13 protein-coding genes and 1 pseudogene are annotated in these 20,007 nt (G+C 68.5%); 12 read left to right on the top strand and 2 right to left on the bottom strand.

The window, feature by feature from the left end:
* The first annotated feature begins 261 nt into the window (after window positions 1-261).
* The 5 genes and pseudogenes from QNO09_RS13900 to QNO09_RS13875 form a co-directional block, all read left to right on the top strand.
* Window positions 262-1,254, top strand: coding sequence for an ABC transporter permease (locus QNO09_RS13900; protein ID WP_283970461.1), 993 nt, complete (start codon window positions 262-264; stop codon window positions 1,252-1,254).
* Window positions 1,248-2,120: a carbohydrate ABC transporter permease gene (locus QNO09_RS13895; protein WP_283970460.1), complete on the top strand. Its 873-nt coding sequence runs from the start codon at window positions 1,248-1,250 to the stop codon at window positions 2,118-2,120. The genes QNO09_RS13900 and QNO09_RS13895 overlap by 7 nt, the downstream gene beginning before the upstream one ends.
* Window positions 2,121-2,164: 44 nt before the next feature.
* On the top strand, window positions 2,165-3,820 hold the full coding sequence (locus tag QNO09_RS13890) for an ABC transporter substrate-binding protein (RefSeq protein ID WP_283970459.1): 1,656 nt from the start codon (window positions 2,165-2,167) through the stop codon (window positions 3,818-3,820).
* 76 nt (window positions 3,821-3,896) lie between these two features.
* A complete protein-coding gene (locus QNO09_RS13885) occupies window positions 3,897-4,580 on the top strand; it encodes a hypothetical protein (RefSeq protein WP_283970458.1) in 684 nt (227 codons plus the stop codon).
* 112 nt (window positions 4,581-4,692) lie between these two features.
* Window positions 4,693-5,121: pseudogene (locus QNO09_RS13875) on the top strand (beta-galactosidase trimerization domain-containing protein); the annotation flags it as partial.
* Here the strand turns inward: QNO09_RS13875 and QNO09_RS13870 are convergent.
* Entirely contained in the window at window positions 5,115-7,127 is a 2,013-nt protein-coding gene (locus QNO09_RS13870) for an alpha-glucuronidase (RefSeq protein WP_283970457.1), read from the bottom strand. The pseudogene QNO09_RS13875 and the gene QNO09_RS13870 overlap by 7 nt on opposite strands.
* Before the next feature lie 20 nt (window positions 7,128-7,147).
* Window positions 7,148-10,945 carry a GH92 family glycosyl hydrolase gene (locus QNO09_RS13865; protein ID WP_283970456.1) on the bottom strand — a complete coding sequence of 1,266 codons (3,798 nt, stop codon included), beginning with the start codon at window positions 10,943-10,945 and terminating at the stop codon, window positions 7,148-7,150.
* Window positions 10,946-11,309: 364 nt separating this feature from the next.
* Between QNO09_RS13865 and ngcE the strand changes: the two genes are divergently transcribed.
* The 7 genes from ngcE (at window position 11,310) to QNO09_RS13830 (ending at window position 19,868) form a co-directional block, all read left to right on the top strand.
* On the top strand, window positions 11,310-12,764 hold the full coding sequence (gene ngcE / locus QNO09_RS13860) for an N-acetylglucosamine/diacetylchitobiose ABC transporter substrate-binding protein (RefSeq protein ID WP_283970455.1): 1,455 nt from the start codon (window positions 11,310-11,312) through the stop codon (window positions 12,762-12,764).
* Between the two features lie 42 nt (window positions 12,765-12,806).
* A complete protein-coding gene (locus QNO09_RS13855; protein WP_283970454.1) occupies window positions 12,807-13,733 on the top strand; it encodes a carbohydrate ABC transporter permease in 927 nt (308 codons plus the stop codon).
* Window positions 13,734-13,736: 3 nt separating this feature from the next.
* The gene (locus tag QNO09_RS13850) at window positions 13,737-14,660 is read left to right on the top strand and encodes a carbohydrate ABC transporter permease (protein ID WP_283970453.1); all 924 of its coding nucleotides are present in this window, start codon (window positions 13,737-13,739) and stop codon (window positions 14,658-14,660) included.
* A gap of 512 nt (window positions 14,661-15,172) precedes the next feature.
* The gene (locus tag QNO09_RS13845) at window positions 15,173-16,384 is read left to right on the top strand and encodes an ROK family transcriptional regulator (RefSeq protein WP_283970452.1); all 1,212 of its coding nucleotides are present in this window, start codon (window positions 15,173-15,175) and stop codon (window positions 16,382-16,384) included.
* Window positions 16,385-16,518: 134 nt separating this feature from the next.
* Complete coding sequence (locus QNO09_RS13840; RefSeq protein ID WP_283970587.1) at window positions 16,519-17,628, top strand: substrate-binding domain-containing protein; 1,110 nt, start codon at window positions 16,519-16,521, stop codon at window positions 17,626-17,628.
* Window positions 17,629-17,787: 159 nt separating this feature from the next.
* A complete protein-coding gene (locus QNO09_RS13835; protein WP_283970451.1) occupies window positions 17,788-18,579 on the top strand; it encodes an ATP-binding cassette domain-containing protein in 792 nt (263 codons plus the stop codon).
* Complete coding sequence (locus tag QNO09_RS13830; RefSeq protein WP_283970450.1) at window positions 18,576-19,868, top strand: sugar ABC transporter permease; 1,293 nt, start codon at window positions 18,576-18,578, stop codon at window positions 19,866-19,868. The genes QNO09_RS13835 and QNO09_RS13830 overlap by 4 nt, the downstream gene beginning before the upstream one ends.
* Window positions 19,869-20,007: the final 139 nt, after the last annotated feature.

Here is a 20,007-nt window from a genome sequence, read left to right as displayed (position 1 = left end):
CTCCGTCGGAGGCGGGTGGCGCGCGGGCACGGCGGCCCCTCGCAGGAATCGGCCGCATGACAGAAACTTGCGGCGGTCCCAGGCTGGTTGGTCTCTGATGGTCACCCGCCTTCGGTGGGGATCCACCCCGGAACAGGCGCCCCGTCCGACTCGTGCGGTACCCATTGACAGCGCTTTCTGCTGCCCCTAAGTTGCCGCGAAGTTACCGGTAAGAGCTCGAAAGTTTCGGTTCCGCGTCCCCGCTCACGGGAGGCCCGAGCAATGAGCACCTCCACCACACCGGCCCCGCCGGGCACCCAGGAACCGCCTGCGGAGCGGGCCGCCCCCGAGCTCGGCGGGCGGACACCCGCCCGGACCGGCTGGCGGCGGGCGCTGCGCCGCGACTGGCAGTTGTACTCACTGGCGATCCTGCCGCTGCTGTTCTTCCTGGTGTTCCGCTATCTGCCGATGATCGGCAACGTGATCGCGTTCCGGCGCTTCGAGCCCGGTGGTTCGCCCTTCGGCGAGGAATGGGTGGGCCTGCGCTATGTGCGGATGTTCCTCGGCGACCCCACCTTCTGGCAGGTGTTCCGCAACACGCTGTGGCTGGGCGGGCTCACGCTCGTCTTCTGCTTCCCGATCCCGATCGTTCTCGCGCTGCTGCTCAACGAGGTGCGCCGGCGTTCCCTGAAGCGGTTCGTGCAATCGGTGTCGTATCTGCCGCACTTCCTGTCGATCGTGATCGTCGCGGGCATCACGATGCAGATGCTGGCGAGCGACGGCCCGGTCAACCACGTCCTCGGCATGCTCGGCCACGAACCGGTCCGCTTCATCCAGGAACCCGAGTGGTTCCGCACGATCTACGTCGGATCGGAGATCTGGCAGACGGCAGGCTGGGGCACGATCCTCTACCTCGCCGCGCTCACCACGATCGACGAGGACCTGTACGAGGCCGCCCGGATCGACGGCGCGGGCCGCTGGCGGCAGATCTGGCACGTCACCCTGCCCGGCATCCGCCCCACCATGATCACGCTGCTGATCCTCAACGTCGGCACCTTCATGGCGGTCGGCTTCGAGAAGGTGCTGCTGCTGTACAACCCGCTGACCTATCCGACCGCCGACGTGATCTCGACCTACGTCTACCGGGCCGGTGTCGAGTCCAGCAGCTTCAGTTACGCCGCCGCCATCGGCCTGTTCGAGGCGATCATCGGCCTGGTCCTGATCACCTCCGCCAACACGCTCTCGCGCCGCACAGTGGGGACCAGCCTGTGGTGAAGCCGAGCCGTTCCCACCGGGTTTTCCAGGGCGTCAACGGCGTGGTCCTCACGCTCGTCGTGCTGGTGACCCTCTACCCCTTCGTCAACATCATCGCGAGGTCCTTCAGCGGGGAGCGCCAGATCCGGGCCGGTGAGGTGAGCCTGTGGCCCAAAGGGTTCAACCTCACCACGTACGAGATCGTGTTCCAGGACTCGATGTTCTGGCGCACCTACGGCAACACCGTGTTCTACACGGTCGTGGCGACGGCCGTCGCCATGGTCCTGACGACCTGTTACGCCTACGTCCTGTCGAAACGGCACCTCAAGGGCCGCGGCGTACTCGTCGGCATCGCCGTGTTCACCATGTTCTTCACCGGCGGCCTGATCCCGAACTACCTCCTGGTCACGAGCCTCGGCCTGAAGAACAGCGTGTGGGCGATCGCCCTGCCGAACGCGATCAGCGTCTTCAACCTGCTGGTGATGAAGGCCTTCTTCGAGAACCTGCCGACGGACCTGGAGGAGGCCGCGCAGATAGACGGCCTGGGCACCTACGGCATCCTGCTCAGGATCGTGCTGCCGCTGTCCAAGGCGGTCGTGGCGACGATGCTGCTCTTCTACTCGGTGTCCTTCTGGAACTCCTGGTTCAGCGCGTTCCTGTACATGGACCACTCCGACCTGATGCCGGTCACCGTCTATCTGCGCAATCTCATCGCCGGAGCCACCGGAGGCGGTAACGCGGGCGCGGGCACCGCGGAGCTCAGCCAGGTCGGCGCGAGCATCCAGGCGGTCACCATCGTCCTCACCGCCCTGCCGATCCTCTTCGTGTACCCCTTCGTCCAGCGCTTCTTCGTCTCGGGCGTGATGCTCGGGGCGGTCAAGGGCTGACGTCGCACTACTCCTCAACTGGGCTACGGAACAAGGGAGTTCCCGTGAAGAACACAGGGCAGCTGTCGCGGCGTCAGATCCTCGCCGCCGCCGGGTCCATCGGTCTCGCCGCGGTCACCGGCTGCGGCGGCGGGGACGACGGCGGCGACGGGAAGGACCTGTCGAAGAAGCAGGACGGGGCCATGAAGAACTACCGGGCCGGACAGCGGTTCAAGGCGGCCCGGCCGCTGTCCTTCTCGGTGCTGCACAACAACAACCCGGTCTACCCCATGAAGAACGGCTGGCTGTTCTGGAAGGAGCTGGCCCAGCGCACCGGTGTGACCCTCAAGCCGGTCGACGTCCCGCTGGCCGACTACGAGAAGAAGCGCAGTGTCCTCATCGGCGCGGGCGACGCGCCCTTCCTGATCCCCAAGACGTACCACCCCTCCGAGGTGGCCTTCGTCTCCTCGGGCGCGATCCTCCCGGTCAGCGACTACGTGAAGCTGATGCCCAACTTCCGCGACAAGGTCCGCAAGTGGAAGCTGGAGCCCGAGCTCGACTCGATCCGCCAGTCCGACGGCAGGTACTACCTGCTGCCCGGCCTGCACGAGAAGCCCAAGTCCGGCTACTCGCTGTCCTTCCGCACGGACGTCCTCGACCGGCACGGCCTCCGCCTGCCCACCACCTGGGACGAGGTGTACGACGTCCTCAAGGCCCTCAAGGAGGAGCACCCCGGCACGTATCCGTGGACCGACCGCTGGAGCACCAACACGCCCTTCCCGTGCGGCGCGTTGTTCAGTTACCTCGGCCAGGCGTACGGGGTCAAGGCGGGCTGGACGTACGACAACATCGCCTTCGACGCCGAGGCGGGCGGGTTCGTCTTCAACGGGGCGACGGACGGCTACCGTCACATGATCGAGTACCTGCGAAAAATCGTCGCCGAGAAGCTGCTGGACCCGGAGAGCTTCGCGCAGCAGGACGAGCAGGCGGTGCAGAAGCTGCTGGCCGAGAAGTCCTTCGTGATCAGCGCCAATCCGCAGGAGCTGGTGCAGAACTACCGCTACAACCTGGAGAAGCAGGTCAAGGGCGCGACGATCGAGATGGTGCCGGTGCCGCTCGGCCCGGCCGGTTCCGTGGTGCTCGGCGGCACCCGGCTGGAAAACGGCGTCATGGTGTCCAGCAAGGCCCTCGAGAGCGACCACTTCGTCGCGATGATGCAGTTCCTCGACTGGCTCTGGTACTCGGACGAGGGCCAGACGTTCTGCAAGTGGGGCGTCGAGGGCGTCACCCACACCCGCTCCGGCGGCCGGTTCGAGCCGAAGCCCGGCATCTCGCTCATGGGCTCGGACCCGGACGCGCCGAAGGACCTCCAGAAGGACTACGGCTTCTTCAACGGCGTCTTCACCTACGGCGGCAGCTGGGACCTGGTCTCCTCCTCGTTCAGCCCGGACGAGAAGAAGTTCCAGGACGCCATGGCCCAGCGCGAGCAACTGCCCATCGAACCGGCCCACCCGCTCCGGTCCTTCGAGCAGGAGCAGGCGTCCCTCTGGGACACCCCGCTCAAGGACCACGTCATCCAGAACACCCTCCGGTTCGTCCTCGGCAAGCGCCCGCTGTCCCAGTGGGACGACTACCTCGCCGAGCTGAAGTCGAAGAACATGCGGCAGCTCGTCGACCTGCACAACAAGGCGTACGAGCGGTACAGGAAGGAGAACGGGTGAACCGGGTCCCCGACATGCCCCGCGCCCGGCCCGCCGTCGCCCGGCCCCACCCGGCGCCCGGCAGGGAGGTCACGGCGTGAGCACCGCACGGACCTCCGACTTCGGCACCGGCCCCCTCTCCCGGGCCTCCGCCCTCATCCACACCGTCCTCACCGTCGAGGCACTGCTGCTCCTCGCCGCCTCCCCGGGCCTGGCCGGGCTGCTCCTGCTCGGCCCCGACCCGGCGAACCTTCCCCTCGCGGCCCTGTGCCTGCTGCCCCTCGGTCCGGCCCTGTCCGCCGGGCTCTACGCCCTGCACCACCGGAGCCGCGACCTCACCGAGCTGCACCCGGCCCGGGCCTACCTGCGCGGCTGGCGGCTCAACGCCGTACCGGCACTGAAGCTGTGGGCACCCCTGCTGGCCTGGCTGACGGTCATCGCCTTCACCCTCACGCACTTCTCCGCCACCGGCCTACCCCGCTGGTGGGCGCTGCTGCTCGCCGCGATCGGCGCCGGCTCCCTCCTGTGGGGCGCGCACGCCCTCGTCCTCACCTCGCTGTTCACCTTCCGCGCCCGCGACACCGCCCGCCTCGCCGCGTACTTCCTGTCCCGGCACGGCCACGCCACCCTCGCCGCCGCCTCCCTGCTCATGCTCACGGCCGCGTCGACGGCCCTGCTGACCGAGGCCCTGCCCGCCCTGCTGGCCGCCCCGCTGCTGCTGTCTCTGCTGCACGGCAGCCGGGCCGTGATCGCCGAGACGCGGAAGGACTTCACCGCATGACGCCCAAGATCCGCTACGGCGGCGACTACAACCCCGAGCAGTGGCCGCGGGAGGTCTGGGACGAGGACCACCGCCTGTTCACCCGGTCCGGCATCGACACCCTCACCGTCGACAGACCGTCCCGGAACCGGGGGCGACGGCCCGGCTCGTCTTCGGGATCGTCCTCCCGCGGGGAGCCGAACCGGTCGCCACCTACGGCGCCGACTTCTACGCGGGCACCCCGGCCGTGACCCGCAACCGCCGCGGCTCGGGCGAGGCCTGGTACGTCGCCACCGCCCTGGACCAGCCCGGCGTCGACCAGGTCGTAGGCAGGGTGCTGACCCGCCACGACCTGCTCGGCCCCTACGCCGGGCATCCGGCGGTGGAGACCGCCACCCGGGTGGCGCCCGTCGGCACCCGTCTGCTCTTCCTCCTCAACCACGCCCCGCGACCGGCCCGACTGACCGCCCACGCCCCGGCCACCGACCTGCTCACCGGCGAACGGGTGGACCAGGGTGACCCCCTGGTCCTCGACCCCTCGGGCGTGGCGGTCCTTCAGTAGATCCGTCGCCCCCGCGCGTCCGGCACCCCGGACTTGCGGAGGAAGTAGCTGTTGATCTGGTCGCGCCACTCGCGGGCACCGCGGAGCTGCTCCTCGTAGCGCTCGGCCACCCGCGCGTGGCGCCCCGGCTCGACGAGGTCCGCGAGGCCCGTCCACACCCGGCGGGCCTGCTCGACCTCCTCGACGCCCTCGAAGTGCGTGTCGTAGATGTGCTGGACGACGGTCTTCCCGCTCGTGAGCACATGCCCGTAGGGCACATGGTGGAAGAACAGCAGCAGCTCGTCGGGGCAGGTCTCCGGCGACTCGTACAGCTCGGACCACGGCGTGCCGTACTGCCCGGCGAAACCCGTGCCGGTCGCCGCACTGCGGTCGACGCCGATCCCGTCCCGGTCGGCGAAGTGATAGGTCCCCCACGGGCTGTACTCGTACCCGTCCACGCTCGGCCCGTAGTGGTGCCCCGGCTGCACCATGAAGCCCACGCCCAGGGGAGCGGTGTACTTCTCGTACGTCCGCCATGAACCGTCGAGCACGGCGTGCAGCCCGTCGGCCAGCCGGGCGGGGGCGTCCGGGAAGCTGAGCGCGATCCACTCGTCCAGCACCGCGCGCGGCTCGGCGTCCGGCTGCCAGGCCAGCCGCCCGAAGGTGTACAGGTTGGCCTGCGCCAGCGGATGCCCCGTCCAGAACGGGTCGTCACCGGCGTTCGACACGGCGACGAGCCCGCCCCGCGCCGACGCGCCGACCGCGGACTCGGGTGCGTGCCGGAATCGCAGCACCTCGCTCCACATGGGCCCCAGCCAGCACACGTGCCGCTGCTGCCCGGTGTACTCCTGGGTGGCCTGCAGCTCCACCGCCAGCCGGGTGCGCGGCATCGCCCCGATGAGCGGCGAGACCGGCTCACGCACCTGGAAGTCCATCGGCCCGTGTTTCACCTGGAGCACGGTGTTCGCCGCGAACGCGCCGTCCAGGGGCACGAAGTGGTCGTACGCGGCCCGGGCCCGGTCGGTCGTCCGGTCCCGCCAGTCCTGGCGGTGGTCGTAGACGAAGGCCCGCCAGTGCACCGTGCCGCCGAACGGCTCCAGCGCCGCCGCCAGCAGGTTCGCGCCCTCGGCGTGACCGCGGCCGTAGGCGGCCGGGCCCGGCTGCCCCTCCGAGTCGGCCTTCACGGCGTACCCGCCGAAGTCGGGTATCGCCTCGTACACCCGCCGGGTCACCCCGGCCCACCAGGAGCGCACGGCCTCGTCCAGCGGGTCGGCCGTGGGGAGTCCGCCGAGCGTGATCGGGGCGGCGAAGGAGACCGACAGGTGGGTGCGGATGCCGTAGGGCCGCAACGCCTCGGCGATGGCGGCCACTTCACCGATCCGGTCGGTCAGCAGGCGCGCCTCTGTGGCGTGCACGTTGACGTTGTTCACGGAGAGTGCGTTGATCCCGCACGCCGCCAGCAGCCTGCCGTAGGCCCGCACCCGGCCGGGTTCGCCTCGTGCCCTGCCGTCCTCCCAGAACAGGGAGCCGCCCGCGTACCCGCGCTCCACCTGGCCCATGACCGGGTGCACGGCCACGTTGTCCCAGTGGTCGAGCATGCGCGGCGCGAGGGCGGGACGACGGATCTCCCGCGCCCACGTGCCGGTGAAGGCCGCCTCCCCGAGGCGCACGACGTGGAACAGCCCGTACAGCAGCCCGCGACCGCCGGAGGCGGTGACGGTCGTCGTGCCTCCCTCGCGCGCGGTGGCGAAGCCCTCGTCGCCGAGGCCCTCGTCGCCGAGGCCGTCGTCGCCGAGGCCGTCGGCACCGAGGCCGAGGACCAGGTCGTACGGGCCGTCGTCCGACGCGTCCCGCACGACCCGGCCCCCGAACCTCCGGCAGACCTCCGCCACCTCCCCGTGCACCGTCTCCACCAGCACACCCGATCCTCGGATCAGCGTCCGGCGGCCACCGATCGCCCGGAAGGCCGCGGGCGGCAGCCAGGCCGGGTCGACACCGTCGGGCAGGACGGGCACGGGAAGCGGCATGAGACCCCCAACTCGTCTTTTCAGCGCAGCAGTTCGACCTCCGCCAGCGTCGCCTCGCCGTCGAGGACCAGGCGGTACTTCCCGTACGTACCCGGTGACGTCACCGAGAACGCGCGGGTCTGCCGGTCCCAGGCGAAGGATTCCCCGGAGCGCCGGTCCAGCGTCTGCCACGTCTCGCCGTCCGGGGAGCCCTGGAGCGTCCAGCCGGCCGGTGCCTTCGCCCGGTCCGTCGACGACGTCAGGGTGTACTGCAGGGCCTCGGCGCCCTCGCGCACCGGCAGGTCCACGGAGGTCACCGCGGCGTCGGTCGCCGACGTGTCGTCGAACAGGGCGCCGTCGCCCTTCAGCAGGTCCGCCCGGGGCGTGGGCACCTCGTCGTCCTGGGTGATCGACACGGGTGCCGCGTCCTTGCCCGTGCCCCACGACGACGGCCGCGAGCCCATGTCGAACTCCAGGACACCGCCCTTGGCGACCACCGAGTGCGGCAGCGAGGTCTTCGACCAGGTGCGGCCATTGACCTTCAGCCCCTGGACGTAGACGTTCTTCGCGCTGTTCCGGGGCGCCTTCACCACCAGCTCGCGCCCGTTCTCCAGGTGCACGGTCGCCTTCTTGAACAGGGGCGAGCCGATCGCATACTCGCCGCTGCCCATCACCAGGGGGTAGAAGCCGAGCGCGGAGAACAAGTACCAGGCCGACTGCTCGCCGTTGTCCTCGTCTCCGTGGTAGCCCTGCCCGATCTCGCTGCCCGTGTACAGCCGGGACAGCACCTCACGCACGTTCTGCTGCGTCTTCCAGGGCTGCCCGGCCGCGGCGTACATGTACAGGGCGTGGTGGGCGACCTGGTTGGAGTGCCCGTACATGCCCATCCGCACGTCCCGGGCCTCGGTCATCTCGTGGATGACACCGCCGTAGGAGCCGACGAACTCGGGGGAGGCCGTCTCGGGGGTGGACAGGTACGCGTCCAGCTTGTCGGCGAGGCCCTTGCGCCCGCCGTACAGGTTGGCCAGGCCCCGGCTGTCCTGCGGGGCGGTGAAGGCGTACCCCCAGCCGTTGGTCTCGGTGTAGTCGTGGCCCCACACCCGCGGGTCGTACGTCGAGGACGCGACCCGCCAGTCGCCCTTGGCGTTCCGGCCCTGGAAGAACCCGGCCTTCCGATCGAAGAGGTTCACATAGTCCCGGGCGCGGTTCAGGAAGTACTCCGACTCCTCCTTGTAGCGCCGCTCGCCGGTCTCCTCGTAGAGCTTTCGGCCCATGCGGGAGATGCCGTAGTCGTTGAGGTAGCCCTCCAGCGCCCAGGACAGGCCCTCATGGGTCTCGGTGCTCGTGTAGCCGAGGAAGGGGGAGGTGGCCATGCCCTTGCGGCCGACGCCCGAGTTCGGCGGGACGACCGTCGCGTTCTTCACGGCCGCCTCGTACGCCGCCTTGGCGTCGAAGTCGACGCCCTTGACGTACGCGTCCGCGAACGCCACGTCCGACGAGGTGCCCGTCATGAGGTCCGCGTAGCCGGGGGAGGACCAGCGCGAGGTCCAGCCGCCGTCCTTGTACTGCTGCACGAACCCGTCGACCAGCTCACCCGCCTTGCCCGGCGTGAGGAGCGAGTACGCCGGCCAGGTCGTGCGGTAGGTGTCCCAGAAGCCGTTGTTGACGTACACCTTGCCGTCGACGATTTCCGCGCCGGTGTGCGTCGGGGTGTCCGGGTTCGGCATGGGGGAGAAGGGCGAGGCGTACCGGTACTTCCCGTCGACCTTCTCGAAGCCGGAGTTCGGGTACAGGTACAGCCGGTACAGGTTGGAGTACAGCGTCGTCAGCTGGTCGGGGGTCGCGCCCTCCACCTCGACCTTGCCGAGCAGCCGGTCCCACTGCCGCTGGGCGCTCTTCTTCACCGCTTCGAAGGACCTGCCCTCGGGGATCTCCTGACGGAGGTTGTCCCTGGCCTGGTCGAGGCTGATGAGCGAGGTCGCCAGGCGCAGGGTGACCGTCCGGTCGTCGGCCTTGAAGCGGAGGTAGCCCTTGACGCCGCTGGAATCGCCCTCGGCCACCGGCTGGTCGAACTCGCCGTAGACGAACAGCCGGGTCGCGCCCGTCGACAGCCCGGACTTCACGTCCGAGTAGCCGGTGACGACCCCCTTGTCCTTGTCGAGCGTGAGCCCCGCCTGGTCCGTCACGTTGTCGAACAGGACGCTCGCGTCGTCACCCGGGTAGGTGAAGCGCAGTGCCGCCGCGTGATCCGTCGGCGCCATCTCGGCCTTCAGCCCGTTCTCGAACCGCACCCCGTAGTAGTACGGCCGCGCGGTCTCGTTCTCGTGCCGGAAGGCCAACTCGCGCGCTTCCCGGCCGAGGTCCGGAGTACCGGCGGCGAGCGACGGCATCACCTGGAAGGTCTGCCGGTCGCCCATCCAGGGACTCGGCTCGTGGCTCGCGCTGAACGCCTGGATCGTCGGCAGGTTGTCCGCGTTGTTCCCCCGCGCGTAGTCGTACAGCCAGCTCAGCGAACCGGCGTTGGTCACCGGCGTCCAGAAGTTGAAGCCGTGCGGCACCGCCGTCGCCGGGAAGTTGTTGCCCCGCGAGAAGCCGCCGCTGGAGTTGGTGCCGCGGGTGGTCACCGCGTAGTCCGACAGATGCGCCTTCGGCCGCTCGGGGGCGACGGAGGCGATGCTCACGTCGTCCAGCCAGCCGCGGAACTTCGCCGGGCCCTTGGGGGAGTCGTAGGCCACCAGGATCCGGTCCACGGTCTTCCCGGCCGCGACCGAGCCGATCCGTGAGGCCACGTCGTTCCACTGGTTGACATAGAGGATCTTGGAGGCGCCCTGCCCCCGCGGGGTCAGCGGGAAGCCGTGCTGGTCGGTGGCGCGCAGGTCGCTCAGGTGGGTGCCGTCGGTGAAGGCCAGGTCGACGGAGACGTTCGTCGCGTCGTAGTCGAGGTCGCCGTCGGCCATCGACGGGAAGATCCGGTACGCCAGCCGCGTGTTCCGGCCGACGGCGACGTTCACGTCGAAGACCTTGTTGTACGAGTACGCCCGCCCCTCGGCGGTGTGCCGGCCGGCGTAGCGCAGCGCACGCTTGCCCGTGAACCCGGCGCCCGCCTTGGCGGTGGGGGAGCCGCTCGGTCCCCGGTCGACCAGCGAGAGCATGTCCGGCGGGACCGGTCCGTCGCCGCCGCCCGTGGACAGCTGGAGGTCGGCGAGCTGCAGGATGCCGCCGCCGTTGTTCCGGGTGACCTCCAGCCGGAAGTGCCGGTACTCGGCGGGTTCGGCCAGGTCGTAGGTCTTCGTCTGGAACCGCTCGGTGAAGGACTCGCCGGCCCGGGTGTCGAGCGTCGTCCACTCCGTGCCGTCGGCCGAGCCCTTCAGGGTCCAGTCCTCGGGGTCGCGTTCATCGGCGTCATTGGCCGACGTCAGTGCGTAGCGAACTGTCTTGACCGATTCATCCAGGTCGAACTCCACCCAGCCGGTGGGCTCGAAGGCCAGCCACTTGGTGCTCGGCTCGCCGTCGACGAGGTTCTCCTTCACCTCGCCACCGCCGGTGTTCTCGGCACTGGCCCGGACGTCGGTGACCCGGTCGGTCACATTGCCCGGTATGCCGCTGCTGTAGCCGCCGTTCACTCCGGAGGCGCGCTTGCCGCCGCCGGGACCGGTGTCGACCGTGTTCGTCCAGTCCGGAAGCGGGTCGTCCGCCTCGAAGGAGGACCTGAACTCGCGATCGGGTCTCTCGGGGGCCTGGGGCAGTGCGATCGCAACGCCCTGTGAAGCCAGGGTCAAAGCCAAGGCGGTCGCCGACACGACCGCCGAACCCCATCTGTGCCGAGCTTTCCGCTGCATCAACGGGTACCCTCCCTGCGCAGTGGACAACGTTGTCACCTTCGATGCGCAAGGACCAGTAGTTGCCCAAGTGGCGGAGAGTGTCAAGGGTGTTGCTGTGGCATCAGGGCGTGGTGTCCGGGATATTTCCGGCGGAGCACCCGCAGGCCGCTCATACTTCCGTGAGGTCTCAACTCGGATAAGACCCGTGGCCAACCTTGTGCTCGATCTTGATCCGCTGACGGGAAGTGGACTATACCTGTCGGGCATTCACACGATCCGCACGTCACCACCCGCACTTCCCTGCACGACCCAGCTTGACCCGATCGCGGTGCCGGAGGATCCGGTTCACCGCCTGAGTCCTGGAGAAGGCGAGGACTTGAGCATGGGATCCACTTCCGCCGAGAACCACGGCACCGAAGGTGTCGGCCGCCGCGATCTGATCAAGAGGTCTGCCGCGCTCGGTCTGATCTCCGTCCCCACCATGAGCTTCCTGTCGGCCTGCGCCAGCAGCGGCGGCGGCGACAGCGGAGACAAGGCCAAGGCCGGAAAGAAGACCGCGAAGAACCCGCTCGCCGTCAATGACACGGCCGGCATGGAATTCGTCCTGTTCGACGGTGGTTTCGGCAAGGAGTACGCCGAGGACGCCGTGAAGATCTACGAGAAGAACTTCCCCAAGGTTCAGGTGAAGTTCTCCGCCACCCAGAAGATCCAGTCCACCCTCCAGCCCCGCTTCAACCAGGGCACCCCGCCGGACCTCATCGACAACTCCGGCGCCGAGCAGATGGACATGGGCGTCCTGGTCGGCAAGAACCAGCTCACCGACCTCACCCCGCTGCTGGACGCGCCCTCCTACGACGACCCGGACAAGAAGGTCCGCGACACGCTGCGCCCCGGCATCGTGGAGATGGGCCAGTTCGACGGCGAGAAGGTCTGGATCCTGTACTACGCCTACACGGTGTACGGCGTCTGGTACTCGCAGAAGGCCCTGGACTCGCTCGACGAGCAGTACCCCGAGACCTGGGACCAGATGCTCGCGGTCTGCGCGAAGGCCAAGAAGAAGGGCATGGCGGGCTGGACGTACGCGGGCAAATACCCGTACTACCTCCCCTTCTCGCTCTACCCGATGATCGGCAAGGTCGGCGGCCGTGAAGTCCTCGACGCGATCGACAACCTGGAGCCGAACGCCTGGAAGCACCCGGCCGTCAAGGCCTGCTTCGAGGCGTACTACGAGCTCCACAAGAAGGGCTACGTCCTCAAGGGCACGCCGGGCCTGGACCACATCCAGTCGCAGACCGCCTGGGCCGAGGGCAAGGCGCTGTTCATCCCGAACGGCTCCTGGGTGGAGAACGAGTCCGCCAACGTCATCCCGGAGGACTTCGACCTGGCCGTCTCCGCGCCCACCGGCCTCGACTCCTCCGACAAGATGCCCTTCGGCACCATCTGGGCCTCCGGCGGAGAGCCCTTCATCGTCCCGGCCAAGGCGAAGAACACCGCCGGCGGTATGGAACAGCTCCGCATCATGCTCAGCGAGGCCTCCTCGAAGAACTTCACCGGCAAGGTGAAATCGCTGACCGCGTACAACGGCGGCACCGACGGCGTCGCCCTCACCCCCGGTCTGAAGTCGGGTGTCGCGGCGCTGGACAAGGCCGGGGAGAACGTGGTGAATCCCCGTCTCCAGGACTGGTATGTGCAGTTGCAGAAGGAGAAGATCGGTGTGTCCGGTCTGGGCGAGATGATGGCCGGCCGCCTCACCCCGGCCGAGGCCATCAAAAAGATCCAGGCCTTCGCCGACGAGGCCGCCAAGGACGACTCCATCAAGCACTACAAGCACCAGTAACGGCACCGGAAACCCAATTCCCGCAACGGCACCGGAGTGGCGATGCAGCACGGCAAGTACCGGTTCATCGTGGGCTTCCTCGCGTTGCCCCTCGGCCTGTACGCGCTCTTCGTGGTCTGGCCGTTCATCCAGTCCATCTATTACTCGTTCACGGACTGGACCGGCCTGAGCCCCGAATTCAAGATGGTCGGTTTCGACAACTACAGCCGCATGCTCGATGACGACATCTTCTGGAAGTCGTTGCAGCACAGCCTGCTGTTCGCCCTCCTGCTGCCGGTGGTGACGATCGGTCTCGCGTTGTTCTTCGCCTTCATGATCAACGTGGGCGGCAGAAAGAGAAGGAACGGCCCGGTGATCACCGGCGTCCGAGGCTCCTCGTTCTACAAGATCGTCTACTTCTTCCCGCAGGTCCTCTCGATCGCCATCGTCGCGCTGCTGTTCGCGTTCGCGTACAACCCGGACAGCGGCGCGATCAACTCGCTCCTGCGCGGGATCGGCCTCGACGACATCCAGCCCCTGTGGCTCGGCGACCCCGACCTGGCGCTGTGGGCCGTCATGGCGGTTCTCGTCTGGTCCACGGTCGGCTTCTTCGTGGTCCTCTTCTCCGCAGGCATGGCCTCCATCCCGGCGGAGATGTACGAGGCGGCGCTCCTGGACGGCGCGAACCGCGTCACCACGTTCTTCCGGGTCACCCTGCCCCTCCTCTGGGACACGGTGCAGTCCGGCTGGGTCTACATGGGCATCCTCGCCCTGGGCGCCGAGTCGTTCGCGGTCGTGCAGATCATGACGACCGGACCGGGCGGTCCCGACTACTCGACCACCGTCATGGTCCTGTACGTGTACCAGAAGGCGTTCCGTGACGGGCAGGCCGCCTACGCCACCACCATCGGTGTCGCCCTGCTCGTCGTCACGCTGGCCTTCGCCGCCGTGGTGATGCGGCTGGGCCGTCGCGAGCGGCTGGAGTACTGACCGATGAAGACGACCGAAACCTCCGCTCCCCTCCCGGCCGAGTCCGGCGCGCCGATCGCCAAGACGGACACCCCGCCCCCCGCACCCCCGAAGGAGAAGAAGGAGGGCACGCTCCTCAACGTCTTCTCCCACGGCGTCCTGGTCATCTGGGCGTTCATGGTGGTCATGCCGCTGCTCTGGGCGGTCATGACGTCCTTCAAGGACGACCGTTCCATCTTCAGCTCCCCCTGGTCGCTCCCGGACTCCCTGCACTTCGACAACTGGTCACGGGCGTGGACCCAGGCCAACATGAGCGACTACTTCCTCAACACCGTCCTGGTGGTGGGTGGTTCGCTCATCGGCACGCTGGTCCTCGGCTCGATGGCGGCCTACGTCCTGGCCCGCTTCGACTTCCCGGGCAACCGCTTCATCTACTACCTGTTCATCGGCGGCATGAGCTTCCCGATCATGCTCGCGCTGGTCCCGCTGTTCTACGTGGTGAACAACATGGGCCTGCTGAACAGCATCCACGGCCTGATCCTGGTCTACATCGCCTACTCGCTGCCGTTCACGGTGTTCTTCCTGACAGCGTTCTTCCGCACGCTGCCGACGTCGATCGCCGAAGCGGCCTTCGTCGACGGCGCGTCGCACAGCCGCACCTTCTTCCAGATCATGCTCCCCATGGCCAAGCCCGGCCTGATCAGCGTCGGCATCTTCAACTTCCTGGGCCAGTGGAACCAGTACATGCTCCCCACGGTCCTCAACACCGACCCGGACAAGCGTGTCCTCACCCAGGGCCTGGTCCAGCTGGCGGTCAGCCAGGGCTACAAGGGCGACTGGTCGGGCCTCTTCGCGGGCCTGGTGATGGCGATGCTGCCGGTCCTCGCCGCGTACATCATCTTCCAGCGGCAGGTGGTGCAAGGCCTGACGGCCGGCGCGCTGAAGTAGCCCTGAGCGGCGGGAGGTGCCCGGCGTTGTCGCCTTGCCCGCAGCCTGGGCGAGACGGGCGCGCACCACAACGCTCCCGCACGCGCCGTCGTACGCGAGGGGCCGTGTCGGGGGGTGTCCGCCCGCAGCGGTTGGCGCGTCAACGAACAGTCGGTCGGCACGCAACCCCATCGCGCCGTTCCGAGGACGGACACCCCCCGGCGCGGCCCCGACCCACCACCCGGCGCCCGGCGAAGACGCGCACCCCCGACCCGGACCCACCACCGCACCACGCCGAAGACGCCCACCGGCACACGGCGAAGAGGCCCACCCCGAAACACCCCGGAACAGCCGCACAGCCACCACCCCAGCAGAAAGCGCGTACCCCCACATAGCGCTCCGCGACGACCCGCGTACACCCCGGAATCAGTTCAACCTCTTGACGGGAGGCGACCCGAACGGCTCAGCTTAGAGTTCACTAGTTGGACATAGACGGGGTCTCATCGATGCGGCCCCGTGCGCAGGAGGTCGTCGTGGAGACTCCGGGGTCGCAGTCGTCGCTGCACCGAGCCAACCTGGAGCGGGTCGTACGAGCCGTGCGCCTGGCGGGCTCCCTCACCCAGGCCGAGATCGCGCGGACGACAGGTCTGTCCGCGGCGACGGTCTCCAACATCGTCCGGGAGTTGAAGGACGGCGGCACCGTCGAGGTCACTCCGACCTCCGCCGGCGGCCGCAGGGCCCGTAGTGTGTCGCTGAGCGGCGACGCCGGCATCGTCATAGGCGTCGACTTCGGACACACGCACCTGCGCGTCGCCATCGGCAACCTCGCCCACCAGGTTCTCGCCGAGGAGTCCGAGCCGCTGGACGTGGACGCCTCGTCCACGCAGGGCTTCGACCGCGCGGAACAGCTGGTCAGCCGCCTGATCGAAGCCACCGGCGTCGACCGCTCCAAAATCGCCGGAGTCGGTCTCGGCGTCCCGGGCCCCATCGACGTCGAGTCCGGCACCCTCGGTTCGACCGCCATCCTCCCCGGCTGGACCGGTACCAACCCCGCCGAGGAGCTGCGCGGACGCCTCGGCGTCCCCGTGCACGTGGACAACGACGCCAACCTCGGCGCCCTCGGCGAAATGGTCTGGGGCAGCGGCCGGGGCGTCCGCGACCTGGCCTACATCAAGGTCGCGAGCGGTGTCGGCGCCGGCCTGGTGATCGACGGCAGGATTTATCGCGGCCCCGGCGGCACCGCTGGAGAAATAGGACATATTACACTCGATGAATCCGGCCCGGTGTGCCGTTGCGGCAACCGCGGCTGCCTGGAGACCTTCGCGGCCGCGCGGTACGTGCTCCCGCTCCTCCAGTCCAGTCACGGCACCGATCTGACCATGGAGGGCGTCGTACGGCTCGCTCGGGACGGAGACCCGGGCTGTCGTCGGGTGATCGCCGACGTCGGCCGCCACATCGGCAGTGGGGTGGCCAATCTCTGCAACCTGCTGAACCCGAGCCGGGTGGTCCTCGGCGGTGATCTCGCCGAGGCCGGTGAGCTGGTGCTCGGGCCGATCCGGGAGTCTGTCGGCCGCTACGCGATCCCCAGTGCGGCACGCCAGTTGTCCGTTCTCCCCGGTGCCCTCGGCGGCCGTGCGGAGGTGCTCGGAGCGCTCGCTCTCGCTCTCAGCGAGATGGGCGATTCGACCCTTTTGGACGGGACTGCCACGGGCCCCTTGAAGGCCGCTACCCCTGCCTTCACTTAGAGAACGGATGGCACCGTTGCCATCTCGTTAAGGATTTACTTCTTGACGTCGCACGTGTGGCCGAGTTGACTTCCAGCCACCTCGGTCGCAATGTCGCGGCCTCGTCAGGGAGGTTTCTAGAAGTGAACACCCGTATGCGCCGCACCGTCTTCGCCGTTGCCGCCACGGCCATGGCCGTTTCCCTCGCCGCCTGTGGCAGCGCCAAGGAGGCCGACGGTGGCAGTGACTCCTCGTCGGACGCGGCCGCCAAGAAGGGCGACAACATCAAGGTCGGTCTCCTGCTCCCGGAGAACCAGACCGCGCGTTACGAGAAGTTCGACCGGCCCCTGATCGAGAAGCAGATCAAGGAGCTGACGAACAACAAGGGCGAGGTCGTCTACGCCAACGCCAAGCAGGACGCCACGACCCAGAACCAGCAGGTCGAGACCATGATCACCAACAAGGTGGACGTGCTCATCCTGGACGCCGTGGATGCCAAGGCCATCGCCAACTCGGTGAAGAAGGCCAAGGACGCCGGCATCCCGGTCGTCGCCTACGACCGCCTGGCCGAGGGCCCGATCGACGCCTACACCTCGTTCGACAACGAGCAGGTCGGCAAGACCCAGGGCGAGGCCCTGCTCAAGGCCCTGGGCGACAAGGCCGAGGACGGGCAGATCGTCATGATGAACGGGTCGATCACCGACCCGAACGCCGCCCTGTTCAAGAAGGGCGCCCACTCCGTCCTCGACGGCAAGGTGAAGATCGGCAAGGAGTACGACACCAAGGAGTGGAAGCCGGAGAACGCCAACAAGAACATGGAGGGCGCCATCTCCGCCCTCGGCAAGGACAAGATCGTCGGCGTCTACTCCGCCAACGACGGCATGGCCGGCGGTATCATCACCGCGCTCAAGGCCGGCGGCTTCGACAAGCTGCCGCCCGTGACCGGCCAGGACGCCGAACTCGCCGGTGTGCAGCGCATCGTCGCCGGCGAGCAGTACATGAGCGTCTACAAGCCGTACGCCCCCGAGGCCGAGGCCGCCGCCAAGATGGCGGTCGCGCTGGCCCACGGCGAGTCGCTCGACTCCGTCGCCAAGGACAAGGTCGACAGCCCCACCACCAAGGGCGTCCCCTCCGTGCTCGTCCCGGTCGTCTCGCTGACCCAGGACAACATCAAGGACACCGTCATCAAGGACGGCGTCTACACCGTCAACGAGATCTGCACCGCCAAGTACAAGGCCGCCTGCGACAAGATCGGCCTCAACTAAACGGTCCGACGGTCGTCCCGCAGGTCACCAGGCCTGCGGGACGACCGCGCACAGCTCCTCCGGCGCCCCGCACACACCAGCCCCGCAAGCTAGGCGGGGCGCCGGACGGAACCCCCAACTCTTCTGCACTACCTTCCGCCGGGTCAGGCGGCGAAGGAGATGATTCACGTGTCCGCTACGCCCGTGCTGGCGTTGCGCGGGGTCTCCAAGCGATTCGGTGCCGTCCAGGCGCTCACCGACGTAGAGCTTGAGGTCCATGCCGGTGAAGTGGTCGCCCTGGTCGGCGACAACGGCGCCGGAAAGTCCACGCTGGTCAAGACGATCGCCGGCGTGCACCCCATCGATGACGGCGTCATCGAGTGGGAGGGCAAGGCCGTATCGATCAACAAGCCGCACGACGCCCAGAACCTGGGCATCGCGACCGTCTACCAGGACCTCGCGCTGTGCGACAACATCGACGTCGTCGGCAACCTGTTCCTGGGCCGGGAACTGCGCCGCCGCGGCGTCCTCGACGAGGTCGAGATGGAGCGCCGCTCGCGCGAGCTGCTCGACACGCTGTCGATCCGCATCCCCAGCGTCCGCATCCCGATCGCCTCGCTCTCCGGCGGTCAGCGCCAGACCGTGGCCATCGCCCGCTCCATGCTCGGCGAGCCGAAGCTGGTCATCCTCGACGAGCCGACCGCGGCGCTCGGCGTGGAGCAGACCGCACAGGTCCTCGACCTGGTCGAGCGGCTCCGTGAGCGCGGCCACGCCGTGGTGCTCATCAGCCACAACATGGCCGACGTGAAGGCGGTCGCGGACAAGGTCGCCGTGCTGCGCCTCGGGCGCAACAACGGTGTCTTCGAGGTCAAGTCGACCTCACAGGAAGAGATCATCTCCGCCATCACCGGTGCCACGGACAACGCCGTGACCCGCCGTGCGGCGCGCACCAACGGGGAGGCTCAGAAGTGAGCATCGAAAAGACCTCCACGCCCACCGACGGGCACGTCGTGGAGAACCCCGAGGCCGCCCCCGGCTCCGACACCGCCGTCGACCCCCGGCTGCTCGTTCGGGAGCAGGGCTTCGCCGGCTACCTCACCGAGTTCAAGCGCAAGATCCGCGGCGGTGACCTGGGCTCCATCCCGGTCGTCGTCGGCCTGGTCGTCATCTGCGTCACGTTCCAGAGTCTGAACTCGGCCTTCCTGTCCGCGAAGAACCTCAACGACATCTCCGTCGCCATGGTCGCGACCGGCATGATGTCGGTCGGCATCATCTTCGTGCTGCTGCTCGGGGAGATCGACCTGTCGGTCGGCTCGGTCAGCGGTGTCTCCGGTGCCGTCTTCGCCGTCCTCTCCATCACCCACGGCGTGAACGAATGGCTCGCCCTGGTGATCGCCGTCGTCGGCGGCGCGGCGATCGGCGCCCTGCACGGCTTCTTCTTCGCCAGGATCGGGGCACCGGCCTTCGCGGTCACCCTGGCGGGGTTGCTGTTCTGGAACGGCTTCATGCTCCAGCTGCTGGGCCAGAACGGCACCATCAACCTCGACAGCGAGGGCGTGGTCGGGCAGCTGACCACGTACTACTTCTCCGACGTCGCCGCCGCGTACGGCCTGGCCACGCTCGCCGTCGCGGCCTACTTCCTCTCCGCCTTCTTCGACAGCCGCCGCCGGGAGGCCGCCGGGGTCCCGTCCCGGCCGCTGAGCGACATTCTGCTGCGCACCGGTCTGCTGGCCGTCGTCGCCTACGCCGCCGCGGTCATGTTCAACCAGTACAAGGGCCTGCCCCTGGCCCTGCTGCTGTTCCTCGTCGTCCTGGTCGGCATGGACTTCCTGGTGCGCCGCACCTCGTACGGCCGCAAGGTGTTCGCGCTCGGCGGCAGCGTCGAGGCGTCCCGCCGCGCGGGCATCAACGTCGTCGCGGTCCGTGTCTCGGTGTTCGCCCTCGCGGGCCTGTTCGCCGCGATCGGCGGCCTCTTCTGGGCTTCCAAGATCGCGGCCGCAAACCAGAGCGCCGGCGCCGGTGACCTGCTGATGAACGTCATCGCGGCGGCCGTCATCGGCGGCACCAGCCTCTTCGGCGGCCGCGGCCGCATCTGGAACGCCCTGCTCGGTGTCATGGTGATCACCTCGATCCAGTACGGCCTGGCCCTCCAGGGCACCGGAGCGCCGGTCCAGTACATGATCACCGGTGGCGTGCTGCTGGCGACCGTGGTCATCGACTCGGTCACCCGCAAGACCCAGCGGACGGCGGGTCGCGCGTAACGCCGCCGACGGCCGTCCGGAAGCCGTGCCCGGCACCCCAGGGGTGCCGGGCACAGCCGTGTCATGGAGCGGGCCGTAACCGGGTACGGCACATCGGGTGACGTACGACGCACCGCCCGGACGCCTTCCGCCGCGGCGG

It is taken from the genome of Streptomyces sp. 378 (genome assembly GCF_030124145.1).
Taxonomy (GTDB): Bacteria; Actinomycetota; Actinomycetes; order Streptomycetales; family Streptomycetaceae; genus Streptomyces.
The sequence above is the reverse complement of the archived record's forward strand: the minus strand, read 5'-3'. Positions and strand labels throughout refer to the sequence as shown.

Bases quoted from the DNA above. Each gene is read 5' to 3' on its own strand.
- QNO09_RS13900 (WP_283970461.1), top strand. From the start codon at position 262: ATGAGCACCTCCACCACACCGGCCCCGCCGGGCACCCAGGAACCGCCT.
- QNO09_RS13870 (WP_283970457.1), bottom strand. From the start codon at position 7,127: ATGCCGCTTCCCGTGCCCGTCCTGCCCGACGGTGTCGACCCGGCCTGG.
- QNO09_RS13865 (WP_283970456.1), bottom strand. From the start codon at position 10,945: ATGCAGCGGAAAGCTCGGCACAGATGGGGTTCGGCGGTCGTGTCGGCG.
- ngcE (WP_283970455.1), top strand. From the start codon at position 11,310: ATGGGATCCACTTCCGCCGAGAACCACGGCACCGAAGGTGTCGGCCGC.
- QNO09_RS13855 (WP_283970454.1), top strand. From the start codon at position 12,807: ATGCAGCACGGCAAGTACCGGTTCATCGTGGGCTTCCTCGCGTTGCCC.
- QNO09_RS13850 (WP_283970453.1), top strand. From the start codon at position 13,737: ATGAAGACGACCGAAACCTCCGCTCCCCTCCCGGCCGAGTCCGGCGCG.
- QNO09_RS13840 (WP_283970587.1), top strand. From the start codon at position 16,519: ATGCGCCGCACCGTCTTCGCCGTTGCCGCCACGGCCATGGCCGTTTCC.
- QNO09_RS13835 (WP_283970451.1), top strand. From the start codon at position 17,788: ATGATTCACGTGTCCGCTACGCCCGTGCTGGCGTTGCGCGGGGTCTCC.